This window comes from Streptomyces tibetensis (genome assembly GCF_040647715.1).
Taxonomy (GTDB): domain Bacteria; phylum Actinomycetota; class Actinomycetes; order Streptomycetales; family Streptomycetaceae; genus Streptomyces; species Streptomyces tibetensis_A.
On record NZ_JBEZCR010000004.1, the window covers coordinates 97,641 to 121,739 of the forward strand.

Genomic DNA, 24,099 nt, shown 5'->3' on the forward strand with positions numbered 1-24,099 from the left:
ACCTTCAGTCCGTCAGGGCCTCGTGGACGAGCCGCTTGAGGTCCTTGAAGACCGTGTGGGAGGTCCTGGGCCGCACCTGCGTCATGAACTGCACCGTCAGGTCGCGGCCCGGATCGACCCAGAACGTCGTCGTGGCCACGCCGCTCCAGCCGAAGGCGCCGCGCCCGGACGGGACCAGGGTGCGGGACGGGTCGATCACCACGGAGCAGTTGAGGCCGAAGCCGAGCCCGTCGTTGCCGGGCTCGTCATGGGCGGGGCGGCTGCCGAAGGCCCGCAGGTCGGCGCCGCCGGGCAGGTGGTTGCGGGTCATCAGCTCCACGGTGCTCGGGTCGAGCAGCCGTACGCCGTCGAGCTCGCCCCGGCGGCGCAGCAGTTCCATGAAACGGTGGTAGTCGTGGGCCGAGCACACCATGCCCCCGCTGCCCGACAGGAACCGCGGCCGGCCGCGCAGCGGCAGCCCCGCGATCGGCTCGATGCCGCCGCCCTCCTTCTCCCCGTACATCTCGCAGAGCCGGGGCGCCTGGGCGTCCGTGACCTGGAAGCCCGCGTCCGTCATGCCGAGCGGCCCGAAGATCCGCTCCGCGCAGAACGCGTCGAGCGGCTGCCCGGACACGACCTCGATGATCCGGCCCAGGACGTTGCTGGCCACCGAGTAGTTCCACTCGGTGCCCGGCTCGAACTGCAGCGGCAGACTCGCGTACACCTCGATGGTCTCGGCCAGGTCCGCGCCCGGCGGCACCGACGACTCCAGGCCGGCCTCCCGGTACAGGGCGTCGACGGGGTGGGTGTGGTAGAAGCCGAAGGTCAGACCCGAGGTGTGGGTCATCAGATGCCGGACGAGTATCGGGCCGTCGGCCGGGCGGGTCTTGATGTCCGTCCCGCTGCCGCCGACGTAGACCCGGGGCTCGGCGAACGCGGGCAGGTGGTCGGCGACCGGGTCGTCCAGCGACAGCCGGCCCTCCTCCACCAGCAGCAGCGCGGCGACGGCGGTGACCGGCTTCGTCATGGAGTACACCCGCCACAGTGTGTCGGCCTCGACCGGCAGCCCGGCCGCGATGTCGCGCAGACCGTGTGTCGTGAGGTGGGCGACGCGTCCGGCCCGGGCGACGGACACGAGGAAACCCGGCAGACGCCCCTCGTCGACCAGCCGGGCGAAGGTCCGGTCCAGCCGGCCCAGCACCTGCGGATCCAGCCCTGCCTCACCCGGATCGACCTCTTGTCGCAGCTGTGCCATGGCTCGTCTCCCGTCGCGCTGGTCGAGATGAGATCCGGCATACCCCGCCCGGGCCTCCTCAGACACCATCGCGGTGCAGGAACGGTTCAAGATCGCGCCAGAACAGGCAGTCGGCAGCCGGACGGCCGCCCGGGCGGGGCTCGGGCCTACCGGAAGCCGAGGTGCGGATCGGTGCCGGCCAGTTCAGCGCCGGCGGCCCAGAGGCGAGCGGCGACGGCCGGGTCGGCCATGTGAGGGGGGACGGGCTCAGGCCGTGGTGTGCCACGCAGACCGAAGGCCCTCGGCCCCCACAGCTGCCCTCCCTGCACCTGCGCGTCGAGGACGGCAAGGACGACGGGCCATGCCCCGGCGTCCTTGCCCTGTACCAGGAGCCCGGCGGGCAAGGCCCGCAGCCGCTGTACGGGGGTGGTCACGTGCACCGGCGGGCGGGACGGGGTGAGGGAGTCCAGTGCGCCACCGGGATGGGCCACCACACTCAGCACCGTGCTGCCGACGGCGCGCAGACGGCGGTCGAGTTCGAAGCCGAAACACATCTGCGCCAGCTTCGATCGGCCGTAGGTGCGCTTGGGCCGGTAGTCGCGGGTCGATTGCAGATCGTCCAGGTCCAGCCGTTCGGATCGCGCAGCGAAGCTTCCCACCGTCACGACGCGGCCCGTCGGCGCCGCGGACAGCAGAGGGGCCAGCCACCCGGTGAGCGCGAAGTGGCCGAGGTGGTTGGTGCCGAACATCAGCTCGTGGCCGTCCTCGGTCTCTCGACGCGGCAGGTCGTCGAGCGCGACCCCCGCGTTGTGCACCACCGCGTCGAGATGGTCGAGGTCCAGCCTGTCCGCGGCGGTCTTCAGGGACGACAGGTCGGCGAGGTCCAGTTGGAGGTGCCGCACCCGCGCCCCGGAGACGCGCGAGCGGATCGAGGTGATGGCGGCGTCGGCCTTCGCGGCGTCCCGGCTGCCGAGCACGACGACGGCGCCGGTGGTGGCGAGCTGCTCCGCTGCGAAGTAGCCGATCCCGGCGTTACCGCCGGTGACGAGGAAGATCTTGCCCTGGGCGGACGGCAGCCTGTGGACGTCCCACGGCCGGCTCAGGGATGCGGAAGACACGATGACAGGCTCCTTGCTCTCCGGGAGGCGTGCTCATGTGGAGCACCGACCCGGCCAAGGTCGCAACCCCCGCCGACGTACAGCCGACAGAAAGACGGGCACCGCCGACAGACCGCCGACACCCTCCGGAGAAGGACCGAGAGCGATCGGTCGAGGCCGGGGGAGGCCCCTCGGGGCGCGGGGAACTGCGCGGACAACCCCCACGCACCCGCACTCCGAGGTGCACCCCCGACCGGGCCTGGCAAGCCGTCGGCGGAAAGCGGCGGCGTCAGGCCGTCACCTTCTCCGGCTGCGCAGCCCCGAGCCCGGCCCGTTCCCCCAGCGACTCCGTGGGAACCCGGTGGGTCTCCCGCGCCGACAACGCGGCGATCACCGGCGGCACGCACAACGCCGCCGTGAACAGCGCCACCGCCGACCAGTCGTCGCCCTCGGGCCCGGCGATCCGCGCCGCGAACGTCACCGCGAACCCGGCCGCCGCGAAGCCGATCTGCGTGCCGATGGCCACGCCGGACAGCCGGACCCGGGTCGCGAACATCTCGCCGTAGAAGGCGGGCCACACGCCGTTCGCGGCGCTGTAGACGACGCCGAAGCAGATGATGCCCGTCAGGAAGGTCAGCGGGTAGGAGCCGGTGGAGACCGCCCACAGGTACAGGAACATCGTCACCGCGCTGCCGGCCGCGCCGATCAGGAACACCGGGCGGCGCCCGATCCGGTCGGACAGCGTCGCCCACAGCGGGATCGCGGCGAGGGCGACGACATTGGCCAGGGCGCCCACCCACAGCATGGCCGTACGCGACATGCCGACCGCGTCGCTCGTGGCGTACGCCAGCGCCCACACCGTGAAGATCGTGCTGACCGAGGCGATCAGCGCGCCCCCGATCACCCGCAGCACATCCGCCCAGTGCTCGCGGAGCAGGATCACGAGGGGCAGCTTGACCACACCCTCCTCGGCGGCCTGCTGGGCGAAGGCCGGCGTCTCGTCCAGCTTGCGGCGGATGACCCAGCCGACGACGGCGACCCCGACGCTCAGCCAGAACGGCAGCCGCCAGCCCCACGACAGCAACTGGTCCTCGGGCAGCGCGGCGACGGGGATGAAGACCAGCGTGGCCAGCAACTGCCCGCCCTGGGTTCCGCTGAGGGTGAAGCTGGTGAAGAAGCCGCGGCGGCCCGGCGGCGCGTGCTCCAGCGTCATGGAGTTGGCGCTGGCCTGCTCACCAGCCGCCGAGATGCCCTGGAGCACCCGGCACAACACCAGCAGGACCGGGGCGAGACCGCCCACCTGGTCGCGGGTCGGCAGACAGCCGATGAGGAACGTCGACAGGCCCATCAGCATCAGCGTGAAGACCATGATCTTCTTACGGCCGACCTTGTCCCCGAAGTGCCCGAGCACCAGCGCGCCGACCGGGCGGGCCGCGTACGCGACACCGAACGTGGCCAGCGACAGCAGGGTCGCCGTGGCCGGGTCGGACTCGTCGAAGAACACCTCGGGGAAGATCAGCGCGGCGGCGCTGCCGTAGAGGAAGAAGTCGTAGTACTCCAGGGCGCTGCCGATCCAGGCGGCGGTCGCGGCCTTCCTGGGCTGACCGGGCGGGGCGGCGGACCCTGAGGGCATGGCGGGGACGGACACGGCGGCTCCTTGGGTGGCTTCACTACAGGCGAAGTGAGAGATGCGCGAGCAGAGGGGGACGTGCCGGATCGCGGCTAATTAACCCACTGGGTAGTTAACGGGGGATGGCCAGTGATGCTGCGCCCGTGTGCCGCCGGTGTCAAGGGGTGGTGCACCGGGCGTTCAGTCCGCCGAGCGCTCCGCCGTCAAGTACGCGATCACCATGTCGCCCAGCATCGCCCGGTAGTGCGCCCGCTGCGCCCCGTCGAGCAGGTCGCGGCCGAACAGGGCGCCGAAGGTGTGCCGGTTGGCGACCCGGAAGAAGCAGAAGGAGGAGATCATCGCGTGCAGGTCGACGGCGTCGACGTCGGCCGTGAACAGGCCCGACTCCTGCCCCGACGCCAGGATCCGGCGGATCACGTCCAGGGCGGGGGAGCCGATCGTCCCGAGCATCTCGGAGCCGGCGATGTGGTGGGCCTCGTGGATGTTCTCGATGCTGACCAGGCGGATGAAGTCCGGGTGCTGCTCGTGGTGGTCGAAGGTCAGCTCGGCCAGGCGCCGGATGGCCGCGACCGGGTCCAGATGGTCGACGTCGAGCTGCTGCTCGGCCTCCCGGATCACGCCGTACGCGCGCTCCAGCACGGCCGTGAACAGCTGCTCCTTGCCGCCGAAGTAGTAGTAGATCATCCGCTTCGTGGTGCGGGTGCGGGCGGCGATCTCGTCCACCCGGGCGCCGTCGTAGCCGGCCCGGGCGAACTCCTGGGTGGCGACGTCGAGGATCTCGGCCCGGGTGCGGGCGGCGTCACGGATGCGCTCGCCGGGGCGTGCCGGTTCTTCGACGCTGGTCATCAGGTTCCTTCGGGCGGAGGGGCCGGTGCCGGTGATTCTAGAAGCAGGGGCCCCGGCCGCCCGTGGGGTCTTCCCGGGCCCGCGCTCGGCTGATATAGCTAACGTACTAGTTCGTACATTGGTTGCCGTTCGGGAGGCGCACGTGCCCAGGGAGTCGTATCTCGTCGGACTGATCGGGTCCGGCATCGGTCCGTCGCTCAGCCCGGCGCTGCACGAGCGGGAGGCCGAGCGGCAGGGCCTGCGCCTGATGTACCGGCCGATCGACATCGACACCCTCGGCGTGCCGCCCGAGGCGGTGGGTGATCTGCTGCGGGCCGCCCGGGACCTGGGCTTCGACGGGCTCAACATCACGCATCCCTGCAAGCAGCTCGTCATCGAGCACCTGGACGCGCTCGCACCGCAGGCCGAGGCGCTGGGCGCGGTCAACACCGTGGTCTTCGAGGACGGTCGCGCGATCGGCCACAACACGGACGTCACCGGCTTCGCCGCGTCGTTCGCGCGCGGTCTGCCCGACGCGCCGCTGGAGCGGGTCGTTCAGCTGGGCGCCGGCGGCGCCGGGGCGGCCGTCGCCCACGCCATGCTCACCCTCGGCGCCGGGCGGATCACCGTCGTCGACGCCCTGCCCGAGCGAGCCGTGGCGCTGGCCGGCTCCCTCAACCGCACCTTCGGGGAGGGCCGTGCGGCCGCCGCGCCGCCCCACCGGCAGGCCGAACTGCTCGCGCACGCCGACGGCATCGTCCACGCCACCCCCACCGGCATGGCCGCCCACCCCGGCCTGCCCCTGCCCGCCGAGTCGCTGCACTCCGGACTGTGGGTGGCCGAGGTGGTCTACCGCCCGCTGGAGACCGAGCTGCTGCGGACCGCCCGAGCCCTGGGCTGCGCCACCCTCGACGGCGGCGGCATGGCAGCCTTCCAGGCCGCCGACGCGTTCCGCCTGTTCACCGGCCGGGAACCCGGCGCCGCGCGGATGCTGGCCGACCTGACCGAACTGGCCGGGGCCGCAGGAACCCGGAACTGAAGAGAGGTACCGCCGTTGCGTACGTCCATCGCCACCGTCTCCCTCAGCGGATCCCTCACCGAGAAACTCGACGCCGCCGCCCGGGCCGGATTCGACGGGGTGGAGCTCTTCGAGAACGACCTGCTGGCCAGTCCCCTCACTCCCGAGGACATCCGGGCCCGCTGCGCCGATCTCGGCCTCCGCATCGACCTCTACCAGCCGATGCGGGACGTCGAGGCCGTCCCCGAGGCGGAGTTCGCCCGAAACCTGCGGCGGGCCCGGCACAAGTTCGAGCTGATGCGCCGGCTCGGCGCGGACACGGTCCTCGTCTGCTCCAGCGTCTCCCCGCAGGCGGTGGACGACGACGCCCTCGCCGCCGGGCAGCTCGCCCGTCTGGCCGACGTGGCGCGGGAGTCCGGCATCCGGGTGGCCTACGAGGCGCTCGCCTGGGGGCGGCACGTCAGCACCTACGACCACGCCTGGCGCATCGTCGAGACGGCCGGGCACCCTGCGCTCGGCACCTGCCTGGACAGCTTCCACATCCTCTCGCGCGGCTCCGGCCCCCAGGACCTCGAAGGCATCGCGGACATCCCCGGCGAGAAGATCTTCTTCCTCCAGCTCGCCGACGCCCCGCTGCTCGCCATGGACGTCCTGCAGTGGAGCCGCCACTACCGCTGCTTCCCCGGCCAGGGCGGCTTCGACGTCACGGGGCTGGTGCGCCGTGTGCTGGCCACCGGCTACGACGGCCCGCTGTCCCTGGAGGTCTTCAACGACGTGTTCCGGCAGGCCGAGGCCGGGCCGACCGCCGTCGACGCCCGGCGCTCCCTGCTGCTCCTGCAGGAGGCGGTGGGGAGGGCGTCCCTGCCCGGCCCCGTCGTCCCCACCGGTGTCGCCTTCGCCGAGCTGGTCACGCCCGATGCCGAACCCCTGGCCGGCCTGCTCGGGGCCCTGGGCTTCGCCCGCACCGCACGGCACCGCGGCAAGCCCGTCGCCCTCTGGGAGCAGGGTGACGCCCGGATCCTCGTCAACACCGGGCCGGCCGCCCGCCGCGACGGCACCCGGCTCGCCGCGATCGGGCTGGAGTCACCGGACCCGGCCGGAGCGGCCCGGCGTGCCGAGGCGCTGCTGGCTCCCGTCCTGCCCCGTCGCCGCGCACCGCGGGACACCCCGCTGGACGCCGTCGCCGCCCCCGACGGCACGGAACTGTTCTTCTGTGCCACCGGCCGCCCGGACCTTCCCGACTGGCGGGCCGACTTCGCCGAGACGGGCCTGCCCCCGGCCAGGGCCGACATCCGGGGCATCGACCACCTCGCCCTCACCCAGCCCTGGCACCACTTCGACGAAGCGGCCCTCTTCCACCGCGGGGTGCTCGGTCTCGGCGGCCGGGAGAGCGTGGACGTCGCCGACCCGTACGGCCTGATGCGCAGCCGCGCCGTGACCAACGCCGACGGCACTGTCCGGATCGCCCTCACCGTCGGAGCCGCGCCCACGGACGACACCGTCCACGCCCAGCACGTCGCCCTGGTCACCGATGACGTGGTCACCGCGGCCCGCCGCTTCCGGGAGGCGGGCGGCACTCTGCTGCCGGTCCCCGCGAACTACCACGACGACCTCGCCGCCCGCTTCGAGTTCGCGGACGGCGAGCTGGAGACCTACCGCGACCTCGGCATCCTCTACGACCGCGACGCCCACGGCGTCTTCCGCCACTGCTACACCCGCACCGTCGGCCGGGTCTTCTTCGAACTCGTGCAGCGCGACGGCGGCTACCGGGGCTACGGCGCCGCCAACGCCCCGGTGCGGCTGGCCGCGCAGCACACGGCGCGGGCGTTCACTGGCGGCTGACCCAGCCTGGTGACGCCCTCCACCGTGAGGGTCTCCGCGTCCAGGACGACCTCGCCCGCGCCGACCCGCAAGCGTGCCTCGTCGAGGTCGATCGTGCCGGCGACCGACGCGCCCGACAGCCGTACCTCGCCGCGCAGGACGGAACCGCGCAGGTTCAGCTGCCGCAGTCGCGCCGCGTACAGCACGGGCGTGTCCTCGAAGAGGCAGTCGCTGAGGCGCACGGCGTGGTCGACGTCGGCGTACTGGAGGAGGAGCTCCCCGGTGATCCGCGCGCCGGCCAGCCTGAGGGCGGCGGTCTCCCCGTCCTCCTGCGGCGCGCTCAGCAGCAGTGCCCGCAGCACGGCCGCCCGTACGGTCCGTTCGGGGCCCCAGTGCGCGCCCTCCGCAGCGCCTTCCCGGGCGTCCTCCTCCGCCGGGCTGCGGAAGTCCACGTCCTGTCCCCGTGGAAAGGCACGCCACACCCGCTCCTCGGCGGGTGTCATGTCGTCGATCTCCATCAGCCGGGACTCTGATGTGCCCGACCGGAGGTGTCGACTCACCCCCGGCCGGGGCTCGTCACGCCCGGGTGTTCCACTCCGCGATCACGGGACGGCCGTGCTCGGCCGACAGCCGGCAGACCGTCCCGGTCTCCAGCCGGAACAGCCGCCCCTCCGCCGGGGACAGGCCCAGCCGGCGGGCGGTCAGCACGCGGAGGAAATGGCCGTGCGCCACCAGCATCACATCGCCCTCGGGCAGTGACTTCTCCGCCCGGGCCAGCACCCGGTCGGCGCGTTCGCCGACCTCCTCGGGGGACTCGCCCGGCTCGCCGTCCGGGCCGGGCGGGCTTCCGTCGGTCCACAGGTCCCAGTCGGGGCGGGTGCGGTGTATCTCCTCGGTGGTGACGCCCTCGTAGGCGCCGTAGTGCCACTCGTGCAGGTCCGCGTCCTGCACGGTCCCGGTCAGGCCCGCGAGTTCGGCGGTGCGCAGCGCGCGGCCGAGCGGGCTGGTGAGGACCAGTGCGAAGGGGCGGTCCGCGAGCAACGGGGCGAGCGAGGCGGCCTGCTCCTCACCGTGCGGGGTGAGGGGCAGGTCGGTGAAGCTGGTGTGCTGTCCGCTCCGGCTCCACTCCGTCTCGCCGTGGCGGACCAGCAGCAGGTCACCCACGTCCTACGCCTTCTTCGCCGACTCGACGGCGTGGCCGCCGAACTGGTTGCGCAGCGCCGCGATCATCTTCATCTGCGGCGAGTCGTCCTGCCGGGAGGCGAACCGGGAGTAGAGGGAGGCGGTGATCGCGGGCAGCGGCACGGAGTTGTCGATCGCGGCCTCCACCGTCCAGCGTCCCTCACCGGAGTCCTGGGCGTAGCCCCTCAGCTCCGCCAGGTGCTCGTCCTCGTCCAGGGCGTCCACCGCCAGATCGAGCAGCCAGGAGCGGATGACGGTGCCCTGCTGCCAGGAGCGGAACACCTCGCGGACGTTGTCCACCGAGTCCACGGCCTCCAGCAGCTCCCAGCCCTCGGCGTAGGCCTGCATCATCGCGTACTCGATGCCGTTGTGGACCATCTTCGCGAAGTGCCCGGCACCGACCTTGCCCGCGTGGACGTAGCCGTACGGGCCCTCCGGCTTGAGCGCCTCGAAGATCGGCCGCAGCCGGTCGACGTACTCCTTCTCGCCGCCGACCATCAGGGCGTAACCGTTCTTCAGGCCCCACACGCCGCCGGAGACGCCCGCGTCGACGAAGCCGATGCCGCGCTTGCTCAGCTCCTCGGCGTGCTTCTCGTCGTCCGTCCAGCGCGAGTTGCCGCCGTCGACGACCGTGTCGTAGGGCTTGAGCAGGCCCGCGAGCTGGTCGATGACGTGCTGGGTGGGCTCGCCGGCCGGGACCATGACCCAGACCGTGCGGGGCGCTTCCAGCTGGTTGACGAGGTCGGCCAGGCTGCTCGCGTCCGACTTCTCGGGATCGGTGTCGTAGCCGATGACGGTGTGGCCGGCGTTGCGCAGGCGCTCGCGCATGTTGCCGCCCATCTTGCCGAGACCCACAAGTCCGATCTGCATGTCAGCTCACTTCCCGAAGTTTGCGGTAGGCGGCCACCAGGGCGGCCGTGGACGGGTCGAGACCGGGGACGTCAGCGCCCTCGGTCAGGGCGGGCTCGACGCGCTTGGCGAGCACCTTGCCGAGTTCGACGCCCCACTGGTCGAAGGAGTCGATGTTCCAGACGGCGCCCTGCACGAACACCTTGTGCTCGTAGAGGGCGATCAGCTGGCCGAGGACCGACGGGGTCAGTTCGGTGGCCAGGATCGTCGTGGTCGGGTGGTTGCCGCGGAAGGTGCGGTGCGGCACCTGCTCCTCGGGCACGCCCTCCGCGCGCACCTCCTCGGCGGTCTTGCCGAAGGCGAGCGCCTGCCCCTGCGCGAACAGGTTGGCCATCAACAGGTCGTGTTGCGCCTTCAGTTCGTCGCTCAGCTCGTCGACGGGCCGGGCGAAGCCGATCAGGTCGGCCGGGATGAGCTTGGTGCCCTGGTGGATCAACTGGTAGTAGGCGTGCTGCCCGTTGGTGCCGGGCGTGCCCCACACCACCGGACCGGTCTGCCACTCCACGGGGTTGCCCTCGCGGTCCACCGACTTGCCGTTGGACTCCATGTCGAGCTGCTGGAGGTAGGCGGTGAACTTCGACAGGTAGTGGCTGTAGGGCAGCACCGCGTGCGACTGGGCGTCGTGGAAGTTGCCGTACCAGATGCCCAGCAGGCCCAGCAGCAGCGGGGCGTTGGCCTCGGCGGGCGCGTTGCGGAAGTGCTCGTCGACGATGCGGAACCCGTCGAGCATCTCGCGGAAGCGGTCCGGGCCGATCGCGATCATCAGGGACAGGCCGATCGCGGAGTCGTACGAGTAGCGGCCGCCGACCCAGTCCCAGAACTCGAACATGTTGTCCACGTCGATACCGAAGTCGGCGACCTTCTCCGCGTTGGTCGACAGCGCGACGAAGTGCTTCGCCACCGCCTTCTCGTCGCTCCCCAGGCCCTTCAGCAGCCAGGAGCGCGCCGACGTGGCGTTGGTGATCGTCTCGATCGTGGTGAAGGTCTTCGACGCGACGATGAACAGCGTCTCCGCCGGGTCCAGGTCGCGCACCGCCTCGTGCAGGTCCGAGCCGTCCACGTTCGACACGAAGCGGAAGGTCAGCTCCCGCGCGGTGAAGGGCCGCAGCGCCTCGTAGGCCATGGCCGGGCCGAGGTCGGAGCCGCCGATGCCGATGTTGACGACGTTGCGGATCCGCTTTCCGGTGTGGCCGGTCCACTCCCCGGAGCGCACCCGGTCCGCGAAGGCGGCCATCTTGTCGAGCACGGCGTGCACGGCCGGGACGACGTTCTCGCCGTCGACCTCGATCACGGCGTCCCGCGGGGCGCGCAGCGCGGTGTGCAGCACGGCCCGGTTCTCGGTGACGTTGATCTTCTCGCCGCGGAACATCGCGTCCCGCAGCCCGAACACGTCGGTGGCCGTGGCCAGCTCCTGGAGCAGGGCCAGCGTCTCGTCGGTGACCAGGTGCTTGGAGTAGTCGATGCGCAGGTCGCCCACGTGCACGACGTAACGTTCGGCGCGCCCCGGGTCGGCCGCGAACAGCTCACGCAGGTCCGGCTGCGGCAGGGCGTCCGTGCGGTGGTCCTCCAGGGCGGTCCACTCGGGGCGCCGGCCGAGCCGGGGGGAGTCGGAGGGGGAGTCAGACATGAGCAGGGGTCTCCTCGGTCGCCTCGCCGTTCAGGGCGATGGCGTACATCTCGTCCGCGTCGAGGCGCCGCAGCTCCTCGGCGATCAGTTCGGAGGTCGCACGGACCTTCAGCGCGAGGGTGCGTGACGGCTGGCCCGGCAGGGTCAGCGTGGCCAGCGGCCCCTCGGGCCGGTCGATGACGATCTCGCCGTTCTCGGTACCCAGGCGTACCGCGGTCACGACCGGCCCGGCGGTGACGACGCGGTCGACCCGGACGTGCAGCCGCGCCTCCAGCCAGCGGGCCAGCAGCTCGGCCGCCGGGTTCTCGGCCTCGGCCTCCACCGCCGCGGAGACGATCCGCGCCCGGGCCTGGTCCAGCGCCGCAGCGAGCATCGAACGCCAGGGCGTCAGCCGGGTCCAGGCGAGGTCGGTGTCACCGGGGGCGTACGAGCGGACCCGCGTCTGCAGCGTCTCCAGCGGGTTCTCGACGGCGTACAGGTCGGTGATCCGCCGCTGGGCCAGCGCCCCGAGCGGGTCCTTGGAGGGCACCTCGGGGGCGTCCACCGGCCACCACACCACCACCGGCGCGTCCGGCAGCAGCAGCGGCAGCACCACCGAGTCGGCGTGCTCGGACACCTCGCCGTAGGTCCTGAGGATCACCGTCTCGCCGGTGCCCGCGTCGGCGCCCACCCGTACCTCGGCGTCCAGCCGGGAGGACTGGCGGTCGCGCGGGGTGCGGGCGTGCCGCTTGATGACGACCAGGGTGCGCGAGGGGTGCTCGTGCGAGGCCTCCTCGGCCGCCTTGATGGCGTCGTAGGCGTTCTCCTCGTCCGTGACGATCACCATCGTCAGGACCATGCCCACGGCGGGCGTGCCGATGGCGCGGCGGCCCTGCACCAGCGCCTTGTTGATCTTGCTTGCCGTGGTGTCGGTCAGGTCGATCTTCATGGCCTGCGCCAGCTCCGTCCGTCTCGTGCGAGCATCTCGTCGGCTTCCTCGGGTCCCCAGCTGCCCGAGGCGTACTGCGCGGGCCTGCCGTGCGTGGCCCAGTACTGCTCGATCGGGTCGAGGATCTTCCAGGACTCTTCCACTTCCTGGTGACGGGGGAACAGGTTGGCGTCGCCCAGGAGCACGTCAAGGATCAGCCGTTCGTACGCCTCGGGGCTCGATTCGGTGAACGACTCGCCGTAGGCGAAGTCCATCGTGACGTCCCGGATCTCCATCGACGTGCCCGGCACCTTCGAGCCGAAGCGGACCGTCATGCCCTCGTCCGGCTGGACGCGGATGACGATCGCGTTGGAGCCGAGCTCCTCGGTGGCCGTGGAGTCGAAGGGGGAGTGCGGGGCCCGCTGGAAGACGACGGCGATCTCCGTCACCCGGCGGCCGAGGCGCTTGCCGGTGCGCAGGTAGAACGGGACGCCCGCCCAGCGCCGGTTGTCCACCTGGAGCCTGATCGCGGCGTAGGTGTCGGTCGTGGAGGAGGGGTCGATGCCGTCCTCCTCCAGGTAGCCGCGCACCTTCGCGCCACCCTGCCAGGCCGCCCCGTACTGCCCGCGCACGGTGTTCGCCCCGAGGTCCTGCGGCAGCCGCACCGCCTTGAGGACCTTGAGCTTCTCGGTGAGCAGCGAGGGAGCGTCGAAGGCGGCCGGTTCCTCCATCGCGGTGAGCGCCATCAGCTGCAGCAGGTGGTTCTGGATGACGTCACGGGCGGCGCCGATGCCGTCGTAGTAGCCGGCCCGGCCGCCGATGCCGATGTCCTCGGCCATGGTGATCTGCACGTGGTCGACGTACGACCGGTTCCAGATCGGCTCGAACATCTGGTTGGCGAAGCGCAGCGCCAGGAGGTTCTGGACGGTCTCCTTGCCGAGGTAGTGGTCGATGCGGAAGACCTGCTCCGGATCGAACACGTCGTGCACGATGCGGTTGAGTTCCTCGGCCGACGCCAGGTCGTGCCCGAACGGCTTCTCGATCACCGCCCGGCGCCAGGAACCCTCGGGGGCGGCGGCCAGCTTGTGCTTCTTCAGCTGCTGGACGACCTTCGGGAAGAACTTCGGCGGCACCGACAGGTAGAAGGCGTAGTTGCCGCTCGTGCCCCGGGAGGCGTCCAGCTCCTCGATGGCGGAGCGCAGCTGCTTGAACGCCGTGTCGTCGTCGAAGTCGCCCGGGATGAACCGCATGCCCTCGGCGAGCTGCTGCCAGACCTCCTCGCGGAACGGGGTCCGGGCGTGCTCGCGGACCGCGTCGTGCACCACCTGCGCGAAGTCCTGGTCCTCCCAGTCCCGGCGGGCGAAGCCCACCAGGGAGAAGCCCGGCGGCAGCAGACCGCGGTTGGCCAGGTCGTACACCGCCGGCATCAGCTTCTTGCGGGACAGGTCTCCGGTGACGCCGAAGATGACGAGCCCGGAGGGCCCCGCGATCTTCGGCAGACGGCGGTCGCGCGCGTCGCGCAGGGGGTTCTCGAAGTGGGTGTCGGCGTGCTCCGCGCGGGGGGCGTGACCGCTCACCCCGCTCTGCTCGACCCCCGCCGCCTCCTGGGCGGCCAGGGCCTCCTTCTCCTCCTTGGTCCCCTTGGTCTCCTGTTCGGCCGTCTGGGGGATGCCCTCGATGCCCTCGCTCATGCCGCGTCAACTCCCTTGCTGTTCAAGGACTTGGTGACCGCGTCCAGCAGCTCCTGCCAGGCCACCTCGAACTTGGCCACGCCCTCGTCCTCCAGTTGCCGCACCACCTCGTCGTATGCAATACCGAGCCGTTCGACGGCCGCCAGGTCCGCGCGCGCCTGGGCGTAACCGCCGGAGACGGTGTCGCCCTGCACGTCGCCGTGGTCGGCGACGGCGTTCAGCGTGGCTTCCGGCATGGTGTTGACCGTGCCGGGGGCGACCAGTTCGTCCACGTACAGGGTGTCCTTGTAGGCCGGGTCCTTCACACCGGTGGAGGCCCAAAGGGGGCGCTGCCGGTTCGCGCGGGCCCCGCCCAGCGCCTGCCAGCGCGCACCGGCGAAGACCTGCTCGTACGCCTCGTAGGCGAGCCGCGCGTTGGCCAGGGCGGCCCGGCCCTTCAGGGCGAGGGCCTCCGACGTGCCCAGCAGCGTCAGCCGCTTGTCGATCTCGGCGTCCACACGGGAGACGAAGAACGAGGCGACCGAGTGAATCGCGGACAGGTCCAGGCCGGCCGCCTGCGCCTTCTCCAGCCCCGCGAGATAGGCGTCCATCACCTCGCGGTACCGATCGAGCGAGAAGATCAGCGTCACGTTGACACTGATACCCGCCCCGATGACTTCCATGATCGCGGGCAGGCCCGCCCGCGTCGCCGGGATCTTGATCATCACGTTGGGACGGTCCACCAGCCACGCCAGCTGCCGGGCCTCGGCGACGGTCGCCCGCGTGTCGTGGGCGAGGCGCGGGTCGACCTCGATGGAGACCCGGCCGTCCCGGCCGCCGGTCGCGTCGTACACCGGGCGCAGGATGTCGGCGGCGGCCCGGACATCGGCGGTCGTCATCATCCGGACGGCCTCGTCGACCGTCACACCGCGCACCGCCAGGTCGGCGAGCTGCTCCTCGTAGCCCGCGCCGGAGCCGATGGCGGCCTGGAAGATGGACGGGTTGGTGGTGACGCCGACGACGTTCCTCGTGGCGACGAGCCCGGCCAGGTTGCCGGACTCGATCCGCCGGCGCGACAGGTCGTCGAGCCAGATCGACACGCCCCCGTCGGACAGGCGCTTGAGTGCTCCCGCGTTCGCGGTCGCTTCGGACACAGTGATCATCTTCTTTCGGACGGTCGGTTCAGCCACGGGCGGCGGTGAGGGACTCCCGCGCGGCGGCGACGACGTTCTCGGGGGTGAAGCCGAACTCGGCGAACAGGGTCTTCGCGTCGGCGGAGGCGCCGAAGTGCTCCAGGGAGACGATGCGTCCCGCGTCGCCCACGAACCGGTGCCAGGTCAGGCCGATCCCGGCCTCGACGGCGACCCGGGCCTTCACGGACGGGGGAAGCACGCTGTCGCGGTAGGAACGCGGCTGCTCCTCGAACCACTCCACGGACGGCATCGACACCACGCGGGTGGGCACACCGGCGCCCTGGAGCAGCTCACGCGCCCCGGCCGCGACGTGCACCTCGGAACCCGTGGCGATCAGGATCACCTGGGGCGTGCCGCCCTCGGCCTCGAACCTCACGTAGCCGCCGCGTGCCGCGTCCGGGTCCGGCTCGTAGGTGGGCACGCCCTGGCGGGTGAGCGCGAGGCCGTGCGGGGCCGGGGCGGTGCCGTGCCGCTTGAGGATCTCGGCCCAGACGACCGAGGTCTCGTTGGCGTCCGCCGGGCGCACGACGTTCAGGCCCGGGATCGCGCGCAGCGCGGCCAGGTGCTCCACCGGCTGGTGGGTCGGGCCGTCCTCGCCCAGGCCGATGGAGTCGTGCGTCCACACGTAGGTCACCGGCAGCTGCATCAGGGCCGACATCCGCACGGCGTTGCGCATGTAGTCGGAGAACACCAGGAAGGTGCCCCCGTAGATACGGGTGTTGCCGTGCAGGGCGATGCCGTTCATCTCCGCGGCCATGGAGAACTCGCGGATGCCGAAGTGCACGGTGCGGCCGTAGGGGTCGGCCTCCGGCAGCGGATTGCCGTCGGGCAGGAAGGAGCTGCTCTTGTCGATGGTGGTGTTGTTGGAGCCGGCGAGGTCGGCCGAGCCGCCCCACAGCTCGGGCACGACCGGGCCGAGGGCCTGCAGCACCTTGCCGGAGGCGGCGCGGGTGGCGACGGCCTTGCCCGGCTCGAACACCGGCAGCGCGTCCTCCCAGCCCTCGGGCAGCTCGCCCTTGCTGACCCGGTCGAAGGTGGCGGCCCGCCGAGGGTTCTCGCCCCGCCAGGCGGCGATCCGCTTGTCCCAGGCCGTGTGCGCCTCGGCGCCCCGGTCCAGGGCCAGGCGGGTGTGGGACAGCACTTCGTCGGCCACCTCGAACGACCGCTGCGGGTCGAAGCCGAGGAGGCGCTTGGTGGCCGCGACCTCGTCCTCGCCGAGCGCCGAGCCGTGGGCGGCCTCGGTGTTGCGTGCGTTCGGGGCGGGCCAGGCGATGATCGTGCGCATCGCGATGATCGACGGGCGCTCCGTCTCGGCCTGAGCCGCCCTCAGCGCCGCGTGGAGCGCGTGCGGGTCGACGTCGCCGTCCTCCTGCGGCTCGATGCGCTGCACGTGCCAGCCGTAGGCCTCGTAGCGCTTCAGCACGTCCTCGGAGAACGCGGTCGCGGTGTCGCCCTCGATGGAGATGTGGTTGTCGTCGTAGAGGAAGACCAGGTTGCCCAGCTTCTGGTGGCCGGCGAGGGAGGAGGCCTCGGCGGAGACGCCCTCCTGGAGGTCGCCGTCGGAGACGATCGCCCAGATCGTGTGGTCGAAGGGGGACTCGCCCTCCGGGGCGTCCGGGTCGAACAGGCCGCGCTCGTAGCGGGCGGCCATCGCCATGCCGACGGCGTTCGCGACGCCCTGGCCCAGCGGGCCGGTGGTGGTCTCCACTCCGGCGGTGTGCCCGTACTCGGGGTGGCCGGGCGTCTTGGAGCCGTGGGTGCGGAAGGCCTTCAGGTCGTCCAGCTCCAGCTCGTAGCCCGCGAGGTAGAGCTGCGTGTACAGGGTCAGCGAGGTGTGGCCGGGGGAGAGGACGAAGCGGTCACGGCCGGTCCACTCGGGATCGGCGGGGTCGTGCCGCATCACCTTCTGAAAGATCGTGTAGGCGGCCGGCGCCAAACTCATCGCCGTGCCGGGGTGGCCGTTGCCGACCCGCTGGACGGCATCCGCCGCCAGCAAACGGGCGGTGTCGACGGCACGCCGGTCGAGTTCGGTCCATTCGAAGCTGTCCGCTGTCTGCGTGCTCATCTTCAAGAAGTCCTCGATCGGTGGGGAGGTGCTGGTCTGACGTGTTCAAAATTAAAAGTCTGACTTTTACGCCGGAAGGTCGCCGTGTGCCAGCCTGTGGTGAAAGTGGGACACCCACCGGAAACAGGGCGCGCACATGGGGCGGGACGAGGGGTACTTGGTGGACATTGTGGACAGAACCATCCAAGGCGGCGACGGAATCGATACGTTCCCCTTCCCGGTCGAGCTCAGTGTCGGCGGCGTCGGCATGCAGGTCGCGCCGATGGGCGACACCTGGCCGTCCGCCGTACCGCTGGAGCGCGTGCACCGCATCGACTTCCACATCGTCCTGCTGTTCGACGCGGGCCCGGTCCGGCACATGGTCGACTTCACCGAGCACGAGGCCGTGGCCGGGGACCTGCTGTGGATCCGCCCAGGACAGGTCCACCGCTTCTCGCCCACCAGCGAGTACCGCGGAACCGTGCTGACCATGCAGCCCGGCTTCCTGCCCCGCTCGACCGTCGAGGCCACCGGCCTCTACCGCTACGACCTGCCGCCGCTGCTGCGCCCCCACCCACCCCAACTCGCCGCCCTGCAAGCCGCGCTGAGCCAGCTGCGGCGCGAGTACGAGGACACGGCCACGCTCCCGCTGAGTCTGCACACCGCCGTCCTGCGCCACACGCTGACGGCGTTCCTGCTGCGGCTCGCCCACCTCGCGGCGAGTTCGGCCGAGGCCCGGCGGCAGTACTCCGACTCGACGTTCACCCTCTTCCGGGACGCCGTGGAGCGGGACTTCGCCACCAATCACAGCGTCAGCGCCTATGCCGACGCGCTCGGCTACTCCCGCCGCACGCTGGTCCGTGCCGTGCGCGCCGCGACCGGGGAGACCCCCAAGGCCTTCATCGACAAGCGGGTGGTCCTGGAGGCCAAACGGCTCCTCGCCCACACCGAGCTGCCGATCGGCCGGGTCGGCGTGGCGGTCGGCTTCCCCGACGCCGCGAACTTCTCCAAGTTCTTCCACCAGCACACGGAACAGACCCCGGCGGCCTTCCGGGCGGAACTGCGCTGAGGGCGACGGGCGTTCACCAAGCCGAGGGCGGCCCGGCGCAGCGAGAGGGGGCTCCACGCGCGCGTGGAGCCCCCTCCTCACATGCCGTCAGTGCCCGAACGTGAACCAGTTGACGTTCACGAAGTCGGCCGGCTGACCGCTGGTGAAGGTGAGAAACACGTCGTGCGTGCCCGTCACGGCGCTGATGTTCGCCGGGACGGTCCGCCACGACTGCCAGCCCCCGGTGCTGCCCACCGCGAAGCTTCCGACGGGCGCGTTGCTCCGGCTGTCCAGCCGCACCTCGACCAGACCGCTGACGCCGCCCGCCGCTCCGCTCGCGACCCTGGCGCTGAACTGCCGGGCCGCCGAGGAGCCGAAGTCCACGCCCTTGAAGTGCAGCCAGTCGCCGTTGGCCAGAGCGCCGACGTTCTGCCCGCCGCCGGAGTCGGAGGTCGTCTCGGTGATCACGCCGGACTGGCCGTCGTAGGACTCGGCCTGGATGGCGGAGTAGGCGTCGCGGTTCCCGGCCGGCGGGGGCGTGGTGCCGCCGCCGGACGACAGCACCTGCACGTAGTCGACGACCATCGCGTGGCCTGCTTGCGTCCCTGCGTCCGGGCCGCCGCCGAACGCGTCGGGGAAGCCGCCGCCCATCGCGACGTTCAGGATGACGAAGAAGCCGTGGTCGGTGGCGTTCTTCCAGGTCGTCGCGTCGACCTGATCGGCGCGCACGGTGTGGTAGTTGACGCCGTCGAGGGAGAAGCGGATCTCCTCCACGCTCGTCGAGCGGTCCCACTCCATCCGGTACGTGTGGAAGCCGGCCTGGCAGGAGGTCCCCTGGCAGGTGGTCGAACCGCCGATGCCGCTGGTCTCGTTGCAGGGGCCGCCGGGGGATGTGCCGCAGTGCATCGTGGCGAACACCGTGTTCATGCCCTGGGTGTTCTCCATGATGTCCAGCTCGCCGACCGCCGGCCAGTTCCAGTAGTTGCCGCGGTAGGGGGCGCCCAGCATCCAGAACGCCGGCCAGTAGCCCTTGGCGGCGGCGCCGGTGACGTTCGGCACCTGGATGCGCGACTCGACACGGAGCTTGCCACCGGCCGGGGGCTGGAAGTCGGTGCGGTTGGTCTCGATGCGGCCGGAGGTCCAGTTGCCGGCGGCGTCGCGCCGGGGCGTGATGCGCAGGTTGCCGTTGCCGTCCAGCGCGACGTTGTCCGTGCTGTTCGTCATCGTCTCGATCTCGCCGGTGCCCCAGCCCGTGGGGCCGCCCGGGTAGCCCCGGCCGGTCGCGTACTGCCAGTCGGAGGTGTTGACGCCGGTGCCGGCGGCGCCGTTGAAGTCGTCCAGGAACAGCTGCGTCCAGCCCGACGGGGGCGGGGGCGCGGAGGCGTCGGCGGACGGGGTGGCGACCATGGTGGCGGCCGCGGCGAGCCCGAGGGTGCTGACCACGGCGACGAACGCCCGCCGCAGCGGACGCCGTCTCGGGGAGGTGCCGGTGGTGTCGCTCATGTGGGGATGCCTCTCGGAGGGGAGACGGAGTGGGGGCGACAGTGAGAGCGCTCTCAAAGTGTCGTCAATGTGCTCCCCGCGGTCTGGGGCGTCAAGAGGTAAAGCCGGGATTGGTGCGGGGAGGTGCGTGAGTGCACTCCTTGAACGGGTTCATGGCCCGGCCCTGCGCTGCCCTGCCGTGCCCAGTCCGGTCTTGCGCTGCCCTGCCCAGTCGGCCCTGCCCTGTCCGGGTCCGCGCTGTTGAAGAAGGGCTTGCGGGGCACTCGGGGCATCGACGGACTACCGGTCGAGGCAGCAGGAGGCATCCGTGGCCGTTCGCCATCACCTCATCCGAGTCGGCCCGGGCGCCGTGTGGGACGTCCTCGCCGACGGCCACCGCTACGCCGAGTGGGTGGTGGGCACCTCGGGGTCCCACCCGGTGCGCGGACACTGGCCGCGCACCGGGGCGGCGATCCGCTACGAGGTCCGGCTCGGCCCGGTACGGCTCGAGAACGAGACGACCGTCCGCTACTGCGACGAGGGCTCCCGGCTGGAGCTGGAGGCGAACGCCGGTCTGCTCGGCACCGCACGCATCGCGATCGAGCTGCGGCCCTGGGGAGAGCACTGCCTGGTGATCGTGGACGAGCATCCGCTGCGCGGCGCGGGCGGCCGGTTGCACAACGTCGGCTTCGAGGCGCTGATCCAGTTGCGCCACCGCGCCATGCTCGCCCGGCTGGCCAGGCTGTGCGAGGCGGAGGCACAGGTCCCGGGAGGCACCCGCCGCGGCCTCGGCCAGGTGACCGCCGGACCTGACGCGGGCGGAGCCCGGCATGCCTGACGCCGTGGTGATCGGCGCGGGCCCCAACGGCCTGGTCGCCGCCAACGTCCTCGCGGACGCCGGATGGCACGTCGAGGTGCTGGAGGAGCAGCCCGAGCCGGGCGGTGCCGTGCGCCACGACCGGGGCGTCGACCCGGCGTTCGTCAACGACCTGTTCAGTTCCTTCTACCCCCTGGCCGCCGCCTCGCCCGTCCTGGCCGCGCTGCACCCCGAGGAGCACGGACTGCGCTGGAGCCACGCGCCGAGCGTGCTGGCCCACCCCCTCACCGACGGCAGCTGCGCCGTCCTGGACCGGAACATCGACACCACCGCCGCGTCCCTCGACGCCTTCGAGCCGGGCGACGGGGCCGCATGGCAGCGCCTGCACGACGTGTGGGAGAGCCTGCGCCCCGACCTCCTGGACGCGCTGTTCACCCCGTTCCCGCCCGTCCGCGCGACGGCCCGGCTGGCACTGCGGCTGCGGGCCGCCGGCGGACTGCGCATGGCTCGCTCCCTGGTCCTGCCGGTGCGCCGCCTGGGGGAGGAGGAGTTCCGCGGCCAGGGCGGGCGCCTGCTGCTGGCCGGCAACGCCCTGCACGCCGACCTCGCCCCCGAGTCGGCGGGCAGCGGCGGCTTCGGCTGGCTGATGGCCATGCTGGGCCAGAGCTACGGCTTCCCGGTCCCGGCCGGCGGCTCCGGCGCCCTGACCGCCGCCCTGGTACGCCGCCTGGAGTCCCGGGGCGGAAGGGTGCGCTGCGGGCAGCGCGTCGAGCGGATCGTCATTCGCGGCGGGCGGGCGCTCGGCGTGCGCACGGCGGCCGGCGACGCGGTGCGGGCCCGCCGGGCGGTGCTGGCCGACGTGTCGGTGCCGCTCCTGTACGGCGAGCTCGTCGAGCCCGAGCACCTGCCCGCGCAGACCCTCGACGACCTGCGGCGCTTCCAGTGGGACTTCGCCACGTTCAAGGTCGACTGGGCGCTCGACGGCCCCGTGCCCTGGCAGAACGAGCAGGCGTCCCGGGCCGGTACCGTGCACCTGGCCGACGGGATGGACGAACTCACCCGCTTCGCCGCGCAGATCGCCATGCGGCAGGTGCCGGACCGGCCGTTCGTGATCTTCGGCCAGATGACCACCTCCGACGCCTCCCGTTCCCCGCAGGGCACCGAGTCCGCCTGGGCCTACACGCACGTCCCCCATGAGATCGCCGCCGACGCCGCCGACGAGGGCATCACCGGCCGCTGGGACACCAAGGACCAGGAACTCATGGCCGACCGCGTCGAACGCCAGGTGGAGCGCTTCGCGCCCGGCTTCCGCTCCCTGATCCGCGGCCGCCGCATCCTGGCGCCCCCGACGCTGGAGGCCCTCGACGGCAATCTCGCGGGCGGCGCCATCAACGGGGGCACCACGGCGATGCACCAGCAGCTCGTCTTCCGCCCCCTGCCCGGCACCGGCCGCCCGGAGACGCCCGTGCCGGGCCTCTACCTCGCCTCCTCCGGAGCCCACCCGGGCGGCGGGGTGCACGGCGCGCCCGGAGCCAACGCCGCCCGGGCCGCCCTGCGCCGCAACCGGGCCCCCGGCCTCGCCGGCGCCCAGCGGCTCCTCGCCCGTCGCGACCGCACAGGAGCCAGGAGCTGATCCCGGCCCACCAGGGACGGGACGCCGGAAGGAGGGCAGCTCATGCACAGCAGCCCGCTCGCCGACCGCACGATCGTCGTCACCGGAGCCGCCCGCGGCGTCGGCGCGGCCCTGGCCCGCGAGGTGGCCCGGCGCGGCGCCCGGGTGGCGCTCCTCGGCCATGAGAAGACCGCCCTGGACGCGGTGGCCGCCTCGCTGCCGGGCCCGGCGCTCGCCCTGGAAGCCGACGTCACCGACCTCTCGGCGCTGGACGCCGCCGCGCAGGCCGTGCGGGGCGGTCTCGGCCGCCCTTCGGCCGTGGTGGCCAACGCCGGCATCGCCGAGGGCGGCTCGCTGCTCGCCTCGGACCCGGAGGCCTGGCGCCGCGTGATCGACGTCAATCTCACCGGCAGCGCCCTGACGGCCCGGGCGTTCCTGCCGGACCTGCTCGACACGGCGGGCTACTTCCTCCAGGTCGCCTCCCTGGCGTCGATCGGCGCCGCCCCCCTGATGAGCGCGTACTGCGCCTCCAAGGCGGGTGTCGAGGCCTTCGCGCACTCCCTGCGGGCGGAGGTGGCGCACCGCGGCGTCGGGGTCGGCATCGCCTACCTCAACTGGACGGACACCGACATGATCCGCGACGCCGACCGGTACGCGGTCCTGCGAGAGCTGCGCCTGCACATGCCCCCGCCGGCCCGCCGCGTGTACCCCGTGGACGTCGTCGCCGCCCGCCTGGTCAGAGGCATGGAGCGGCGGCGCACCGCCGTGTACGCCCCGGCGTGGCTGCGGCTGGCCCAGCCGATCCGCCCCGCCATGCCCCCGGTTGTCCTGCGCGTGGCGCGCCGCGCACTGCCCCGCCTGGAGGCCACGGGCCCGGTCCGCTACACCGGTCCGCTCGGCGCCGGCGGCCGGGCGGACCGCGCGGCGGCCGGGCCGGGCTCCTGACGACGGGGTCCCGGCATGGCCCCGCCGGTGCGCGGTGGCCGGGCGGTCTGGCGGCCGGTGGTGCGGGGCCCGCGACGTCCGGTCGGGTGCCGTCATGCCGGACACTGGTCAGCAGGGGAAGGGAGGCCGACCGTGCTGACCGGAGTCCGAGACCAGCTGGGCCAGGCCCTGTTCCGCCGTGTCGCGGGGCCGGGCGGGCCCGCGACCCGTGCCCGCATCCACCACACCCCCGGCCCGCGCTGGTTCGGGCCGGACCGGCCGATCCGCACGGTCCACGGAGACGCCTCGATGTTCATCGGCGGGCTGACCGCGCTGCTCCTGCAGTCGCTGCATCCCCTCGCGATGGCGGCGGTAGCCGGTCACTCCGGCTTCCGTGGCGATCCGTGGGGCCGGTTGCAGCGCACCAGCACCTTCCTGGCCGTCACGACGTACGGCACCGCCGCGGACGCCCAGCAGGCGGTGGATCACGTACGCGGCATCCACGAACGGATCCGCGGCAGGACGGCGGCGGGCGTGCCGTACCACGCGGCCGATCCCCATCTGCTCGGCTGGGTGCACGCGGCCGAGACGGACAGTTTCCTGCGCGCCCACGAACGCTACGGGGCCGGGCCGCTGGACGACGCGGGCTACGACGCCTACGTCGCCGACACCGCGCGCGTCGCCGAGGCACTGGGCGGGGTCGACCCGCCGCGAAGCCGCACCGAACTGGCCGAGTGCCTGGCGGCCTACCGGCCCGAACTGCGGGCCACGCCCGAGGCCCGGGCGGCCGCCCGCTTCCTGCTGTTCCAGCCTCCCCTGCCCCTGGCCGTCCGCCCCTTCTACGGCGGGCTGGCCGCGAACGCCGTGACCCTGCTGCCGCCCTGGGCGCGCGGCATGCTGTGGCTGCCACGGGTCCCGGTCGTCGAGGACCTCGCCGTACGCCCCACCGGCCGGGCCTTGACCCGGACCATCCGCTGGGCCATGACCCCGGCCCGGGAGGCCTGAACGCAACGGCGTGCAAAGCCCGCCGGCAGGCCCGGCACCCGCTCCCGCTGAGCCATGACCCCGGCCCGGGCAGCC

At 72.4% G+C, this 24,099-nt stretch carries 20 protein-coding genes; 7 read left to right on the forward strand and 13 right to left on the reverse strand.

Translation table 11 applies throughout. The features are described 5' to 3' along the window. Nucleotides 1–4 precede the first annotated feature (4 nt). The 4 genes from AB0B29_RS12100 to AB0B29_RS12115 all read right to left on the reverse strand — a co-directional run bounded on the left by AB0B29_RS12100 (nt 5) and on the right by AB0B29_RS12115 (nt 4,786). Nucleotides 5–1,234: a serine hydrolase domain-containing protein gene (locus AB0B29_RS12100; protein ID WP_362237483.1), complete on the reverse strand. Its 1,230-nt coding sequence runs from the start codon at nt 1,232–1,234 to the stop codon at nt 5–7. 146 nt (nt 1,235–1,380) lie between these two features. Beyond that, nucleotides 1,381–2,331: an SDR family NAD(P)-dependent oxidoreductase gene (locus tag AB0B29_RS12105; RefSeq protein ID WP_362237485.1), complete on the reverse strand. Its 951-nt coding sequence runs from the start codon at nt 2,329–2,331 to the stop codon at nt 1,381–1,383. 268 nt (nt 2,332–2,599) lie between these two features. Beyond that, a complete protein-coding gene (locus tag AB0B29_RS12110) occupies nt 2,600–3,958 on the reverse strand; it encodes an MFS transporter (RefSeq protein ID WP_362237488.1) in 1,359 nt (452 codons plus the stop codon). 162 nt (nt 3,959–4,120) lie between these two features. Continuing rightward, nucleotides 4,121–4,786 (reverse strand): TetR/AcrR family transcriptional regulator, encoded by a 666-nt coding sequence (locus AB0B29_RS12115; RefSeq protein WP_362237491.1) that lies wholly within the window; start codon nt 4,784–4,786, stop codon nt 4,121–4,123. Between the two features lie 142 nt (nt 4,787–4,928). On the opposite strand from AB0B29_RS12115, the gene AB0B29_RS12120 reads away from it, so the two are divergent. Beyond that, a complete protein-coding gene (locus AB0B29_RS12120) occupies nt 4,929–5,804 on the forward strand; it encodes a shikimate dehydrogenase (protein ID WP_362237494.1) in 876 nt (291 codons plus the stop codon). Nucleotides 5,805–5,819: 15 nt separating this feature from the next. Beyond that, complete coding sequence (locus AB0B29_RS12125; RefSeq protein WP_362237496.1) at nt 5,820–7,625, forward strand: bifunctional sugar phosphate isomerase/epimerase/4-hydroxyphenylpyruvate dioxygenase family protein; 1,806 nt, start codon at nt 5,820–5,822, stop codon at nt 7,623–7,625. On the opposite strand, the gene AB0B29_RS12130 is transcribed toward AB0B29_RS12125, so the two are convergent. Genes AB0B29_RS12130 through tkt form a run of 8 tightly spaced genes read right to left on the reverse strand, consistent with a single transcriptional unit; the run spans nt 7,556 to nt 17,157 of the window. Then, nucleotides 7,556–8,122 (reverse strand): hypothetical protein, encoded by a 567-nt coding sequence (locus tag AB0B29_RS12130; RefSeq protein ID WP_436845835.1) that lies wholly within the window; start codon nt 8,120–8,122, stop codon nt 7,556–7,558. The two genes, AB0B29_RS12125 and AB0B29_RS12130, sit on opposite strands and share 70 nt — an antisense overlap. A gap of 58 nt (nt 8,123–8,180) precedes the next feature. Further along, entirely contained in the window at nt 8,181–8,768 is a 588-nt protein-coding gene (locus AB0B29_RS12135) for a histidine phosphatase family protein (RefSeq protein ID WP_362237499.1), read from the reverse strand. Between the two features lie 3 nt (nt 8,769–8,771). Beyond that, nucleotides 8,772–9,656 (reverse strand): phosphogluconate dehydrogenase (NAD(+)-dependent, decarboxylating), encoded by an 885-nt coding sequence (gnd, locus tag AB0B29_RS12140; RefSeq protein ID WP_362237502.1) that lies wholly within the window; start codon nt 9,654–9,656, stop codon nt 8,772–8,774. A gap of 1 nt (nt 9,657) precedes the next feature. After that, entirely contained in the window at nt 9,658–11,322 is a 1,665-nt protein-coding gene (gene pgi / locus AB0B29_RS12145; RefSeq protein WP_362237505.1) for a glucose-6-phosphate isomerase, read from the reverse strand. Continuing rightward, complete coding sequence (gene opcA / locus AB0B29_RS12150; RefSeq protein ID WP_362237508.1) at nt 11,315–12,250, reverse strand: glucose-6-phosphate dehydrogenase assembly protein OpcA; 936 nt, start codon at nt 12,248–12,250, stop codon at nt 11,315–11,317. The genes pgi and opcA overlap by 8 nt, the downstream gene beginning before the upstream one ends. Further along, nucleotides 12,247–13,920: a glucose-6-phosphate dehydrogenase gene (gene zwf, locus AB0B29_RS12155; RefSeq protein WP_362237511.1), complete on the reverse strand. Its 1,674-nt coding sequence runs from the start codon at nt 13,918–13,920 to the stop codon at nt 12,247–12,249. The genes opcA and zwf overlap by 4 nt, the downstream gene beginning before the upstream one ends. Next, nucleotides 13,917–15,062, reverse strand: a complete 1,146-nt coding sequence (gene tal, locus AB0B29_RS12160; protein ID WP_362237514.1) for a transaldolase — start codon at nt 15,060–15,062, stop codon at nt 13,917–13,919. Before tal ends, zwf begins: the two co-directional genes overlap by 4 nt. 19 nt (nt 15,063–15,081) lie before the next feature. Beyond that, nucleotides 15,082–17,157 (reverse strand): transketolase, encoded by a 2,076-nt coding sequence (gene tkt / locus AB0B29_RS12165; protein WP_362237516.1) that lies wholly within the window; start codon nt 17,155–17,157, stop codon nt 15,082–15,084. A gap of 136 nt (nt 17,158–17,293) precedes the next feature. Here tkt and AB0B29_RS12170 point away from each other — a divergent pair, with 136 nt between their 5' ends. After that, the gene (locus AB0B29_RS12170; RefSeq protein ID WP_362237519.1) at nt 17,294–18,205 is read left to right on the forward strand and encodes a helix-turn-helix domain-containing protein; all 912 of its coding nucleotides are present in this window, start codon (nt 17,294–17,296) and stop codon (nt 18,203–18,205) included. Between the two features lie 87 nt (nt 18,206–18,292). Here AB0B29_RS12170 and AB0B29_RS12175 read toward each other — a convergent pair whose 3' ends face one another. Continuing rightward, a complete protein-coding gene (locus tag AB0B29_RS12175; protein ID WP_362237521.1) occupies nt 18,293–19,687 on the reverse strand; it encodes a glycoside hydrolase family 16 protein in 1,395 nt (464 codons plus the stop codon). 307 nt (nt 19,688–19,994) lie between these two features. Between AB0B29_RS12175 and AB0B29_RS12180 the strand changes: the two genes are divergently transcribed. The 4 genes from AB0B29_RS12180 to AB0B29_RS12195 all read left to right on the forward strand — a co-directional run bounded on the left by AB0B29_RS12180 (nt 19,995) and on the right by AB0B29_RS12195 (nt 24,024). Next, nucleotides 19,995–20,504 (forward strand): SRPBCC family protein, encoded by a 510-nt coding sequence (locus AB0B29_RS12180; protein ID WP_362237524.1) that lies wholly within the window; start codon nt 19,995–19,997, stop codon nt 20,502–20,504. Beyond that, nucleotides 20,497–22,116, forward strand: a complete 1,620-nt coding sequence (locus AB0B29_RS12185) for a phytoene desaturase family protein (RefSeq protein WP_362237526.1) — start codon at nt 20,497–20,499, stop codon at nt 22,114–22,116. Before AB0B29_RS12180 ends, AB0B29_RS12185 begins: the two co-directional genes overlap by 8 nt. Nucleotides 22,117–22,158: 42 nt before the next feature. Continuing rightward, nucleotides 22,159–23,040: an SDR family oxidoreductase gene (locus AB0B29_RS12190; RefSeq protein WP_362237529.1), complete on the forward strand. Its 882-nt coding sequence runs from the start codon at nt 22,159–22,161 to the stop codon at nt 23,038–23,040. Between the two features lie 132 nt (nt 23,041–23,172). Next, nucleotides 23,173–24,024 (forward strand): oxygenase MpaB family protein, encoded by an 852-nt coding sequence (locus tag AB0B29_RS12195; protein ID WP_362237532.1) that lies wholly within the window; start codon nt 23,173–23,175, stop codon nt 24,022–24,024. Nucleotides 24,025–24,099 lie beyond the last annotated feature (75 nt).

Bases quoted from the DNA above. Each gene is read 5' to 3' on its own strand.
- tal (WP_362237514.1), bottom strand. From the start codon at position 15,062: ATGATCACTGTGTCCGAAGCGACCGCGAACGCGGGAGCACTCAAGCGC.
- AB0B29_RS12175 (WP_362237521.1), bottom strand. From the start codon at position 19,687: ATGAGCGACACCACCGGCACCTCCCCGAGACGGCGTCCGCTGCGGCGG.
- AB0B29_RS12100 (WP_362237483.1), bottom strand. From the start codon at position 1,234: ATGGCACAGCTGCGACAAGAGGTCGATCCGGGTGAGGCAGGGCTGGAT.
- tkt (WP_362237516.1), bottom strand. From the start codon at position 17,157: ATGAGCACGCAGACAGCGGACAGCTTCGAATGGACCGAACTCGACCGG.
- pgi (WP_362237505.1), bottom strand. From the start codon at position 11,322: ATGTCTGACTCCCCCTCCGACTCCCCCCGGCTCGGCCGGCGCCCCGAG.
- AB0B29_RS12130 (WP_436845835.1), bottom strand. From the start codon at position 8,122: ATGGAGATCGACGACATGACACCCGCCGAGGAGCGGGTGTGGCGTGCC.
- opcA (WP_362237508.1), bottom strand. From the start codon at position 12,250: ATGAAGATCGACCTGACCGACACCACGGCAAGCAAGATCAACAAGGCG.
- AB0B29_RS12190 (WP_362237529.1), top strand. From the start codon at position 22,159: ATGCACAGCAGCCCGCTCGCCGACCGCACGATCGTCGTCACCGGAGCC.
- AB0B29_RS12185 (WP_362237526.1), top strand. From the start codon at position 20,497: ATGCCTGACGCCGTGGTGATCGGCGCGGGCCCCAACGGCCTGGTCGCC.
- AB0B29_RS12170 (WP_362237519.1), top strand. From the start codon at position 17,294: ATGGGGCGGGACGAGGGGTACTTGGTGGACATTGTGGACAGAACCATC.
- gnd (WP_362237502.1), bottom strand. From the start codon at position 9,656: ATGCAGATCGGACTTGTGGGTCTCGGCAAGATGGGCGGCAACATGCGC.
- AB0B29_RS12115 (WP_362237491.1), bottom strand. From the start codon at position 4,786: ATGACCAGCGTCGAAGAACCGGCACGCCCCGGCGAGCGCATCCGTGAC.
- zwf (WP_362237511.1), bottom strand. From the start codon at position 13,920: ATGAGCGAGGGCATCGAGGGCATCCCCCAGACGGCCGAACAGGAGACC.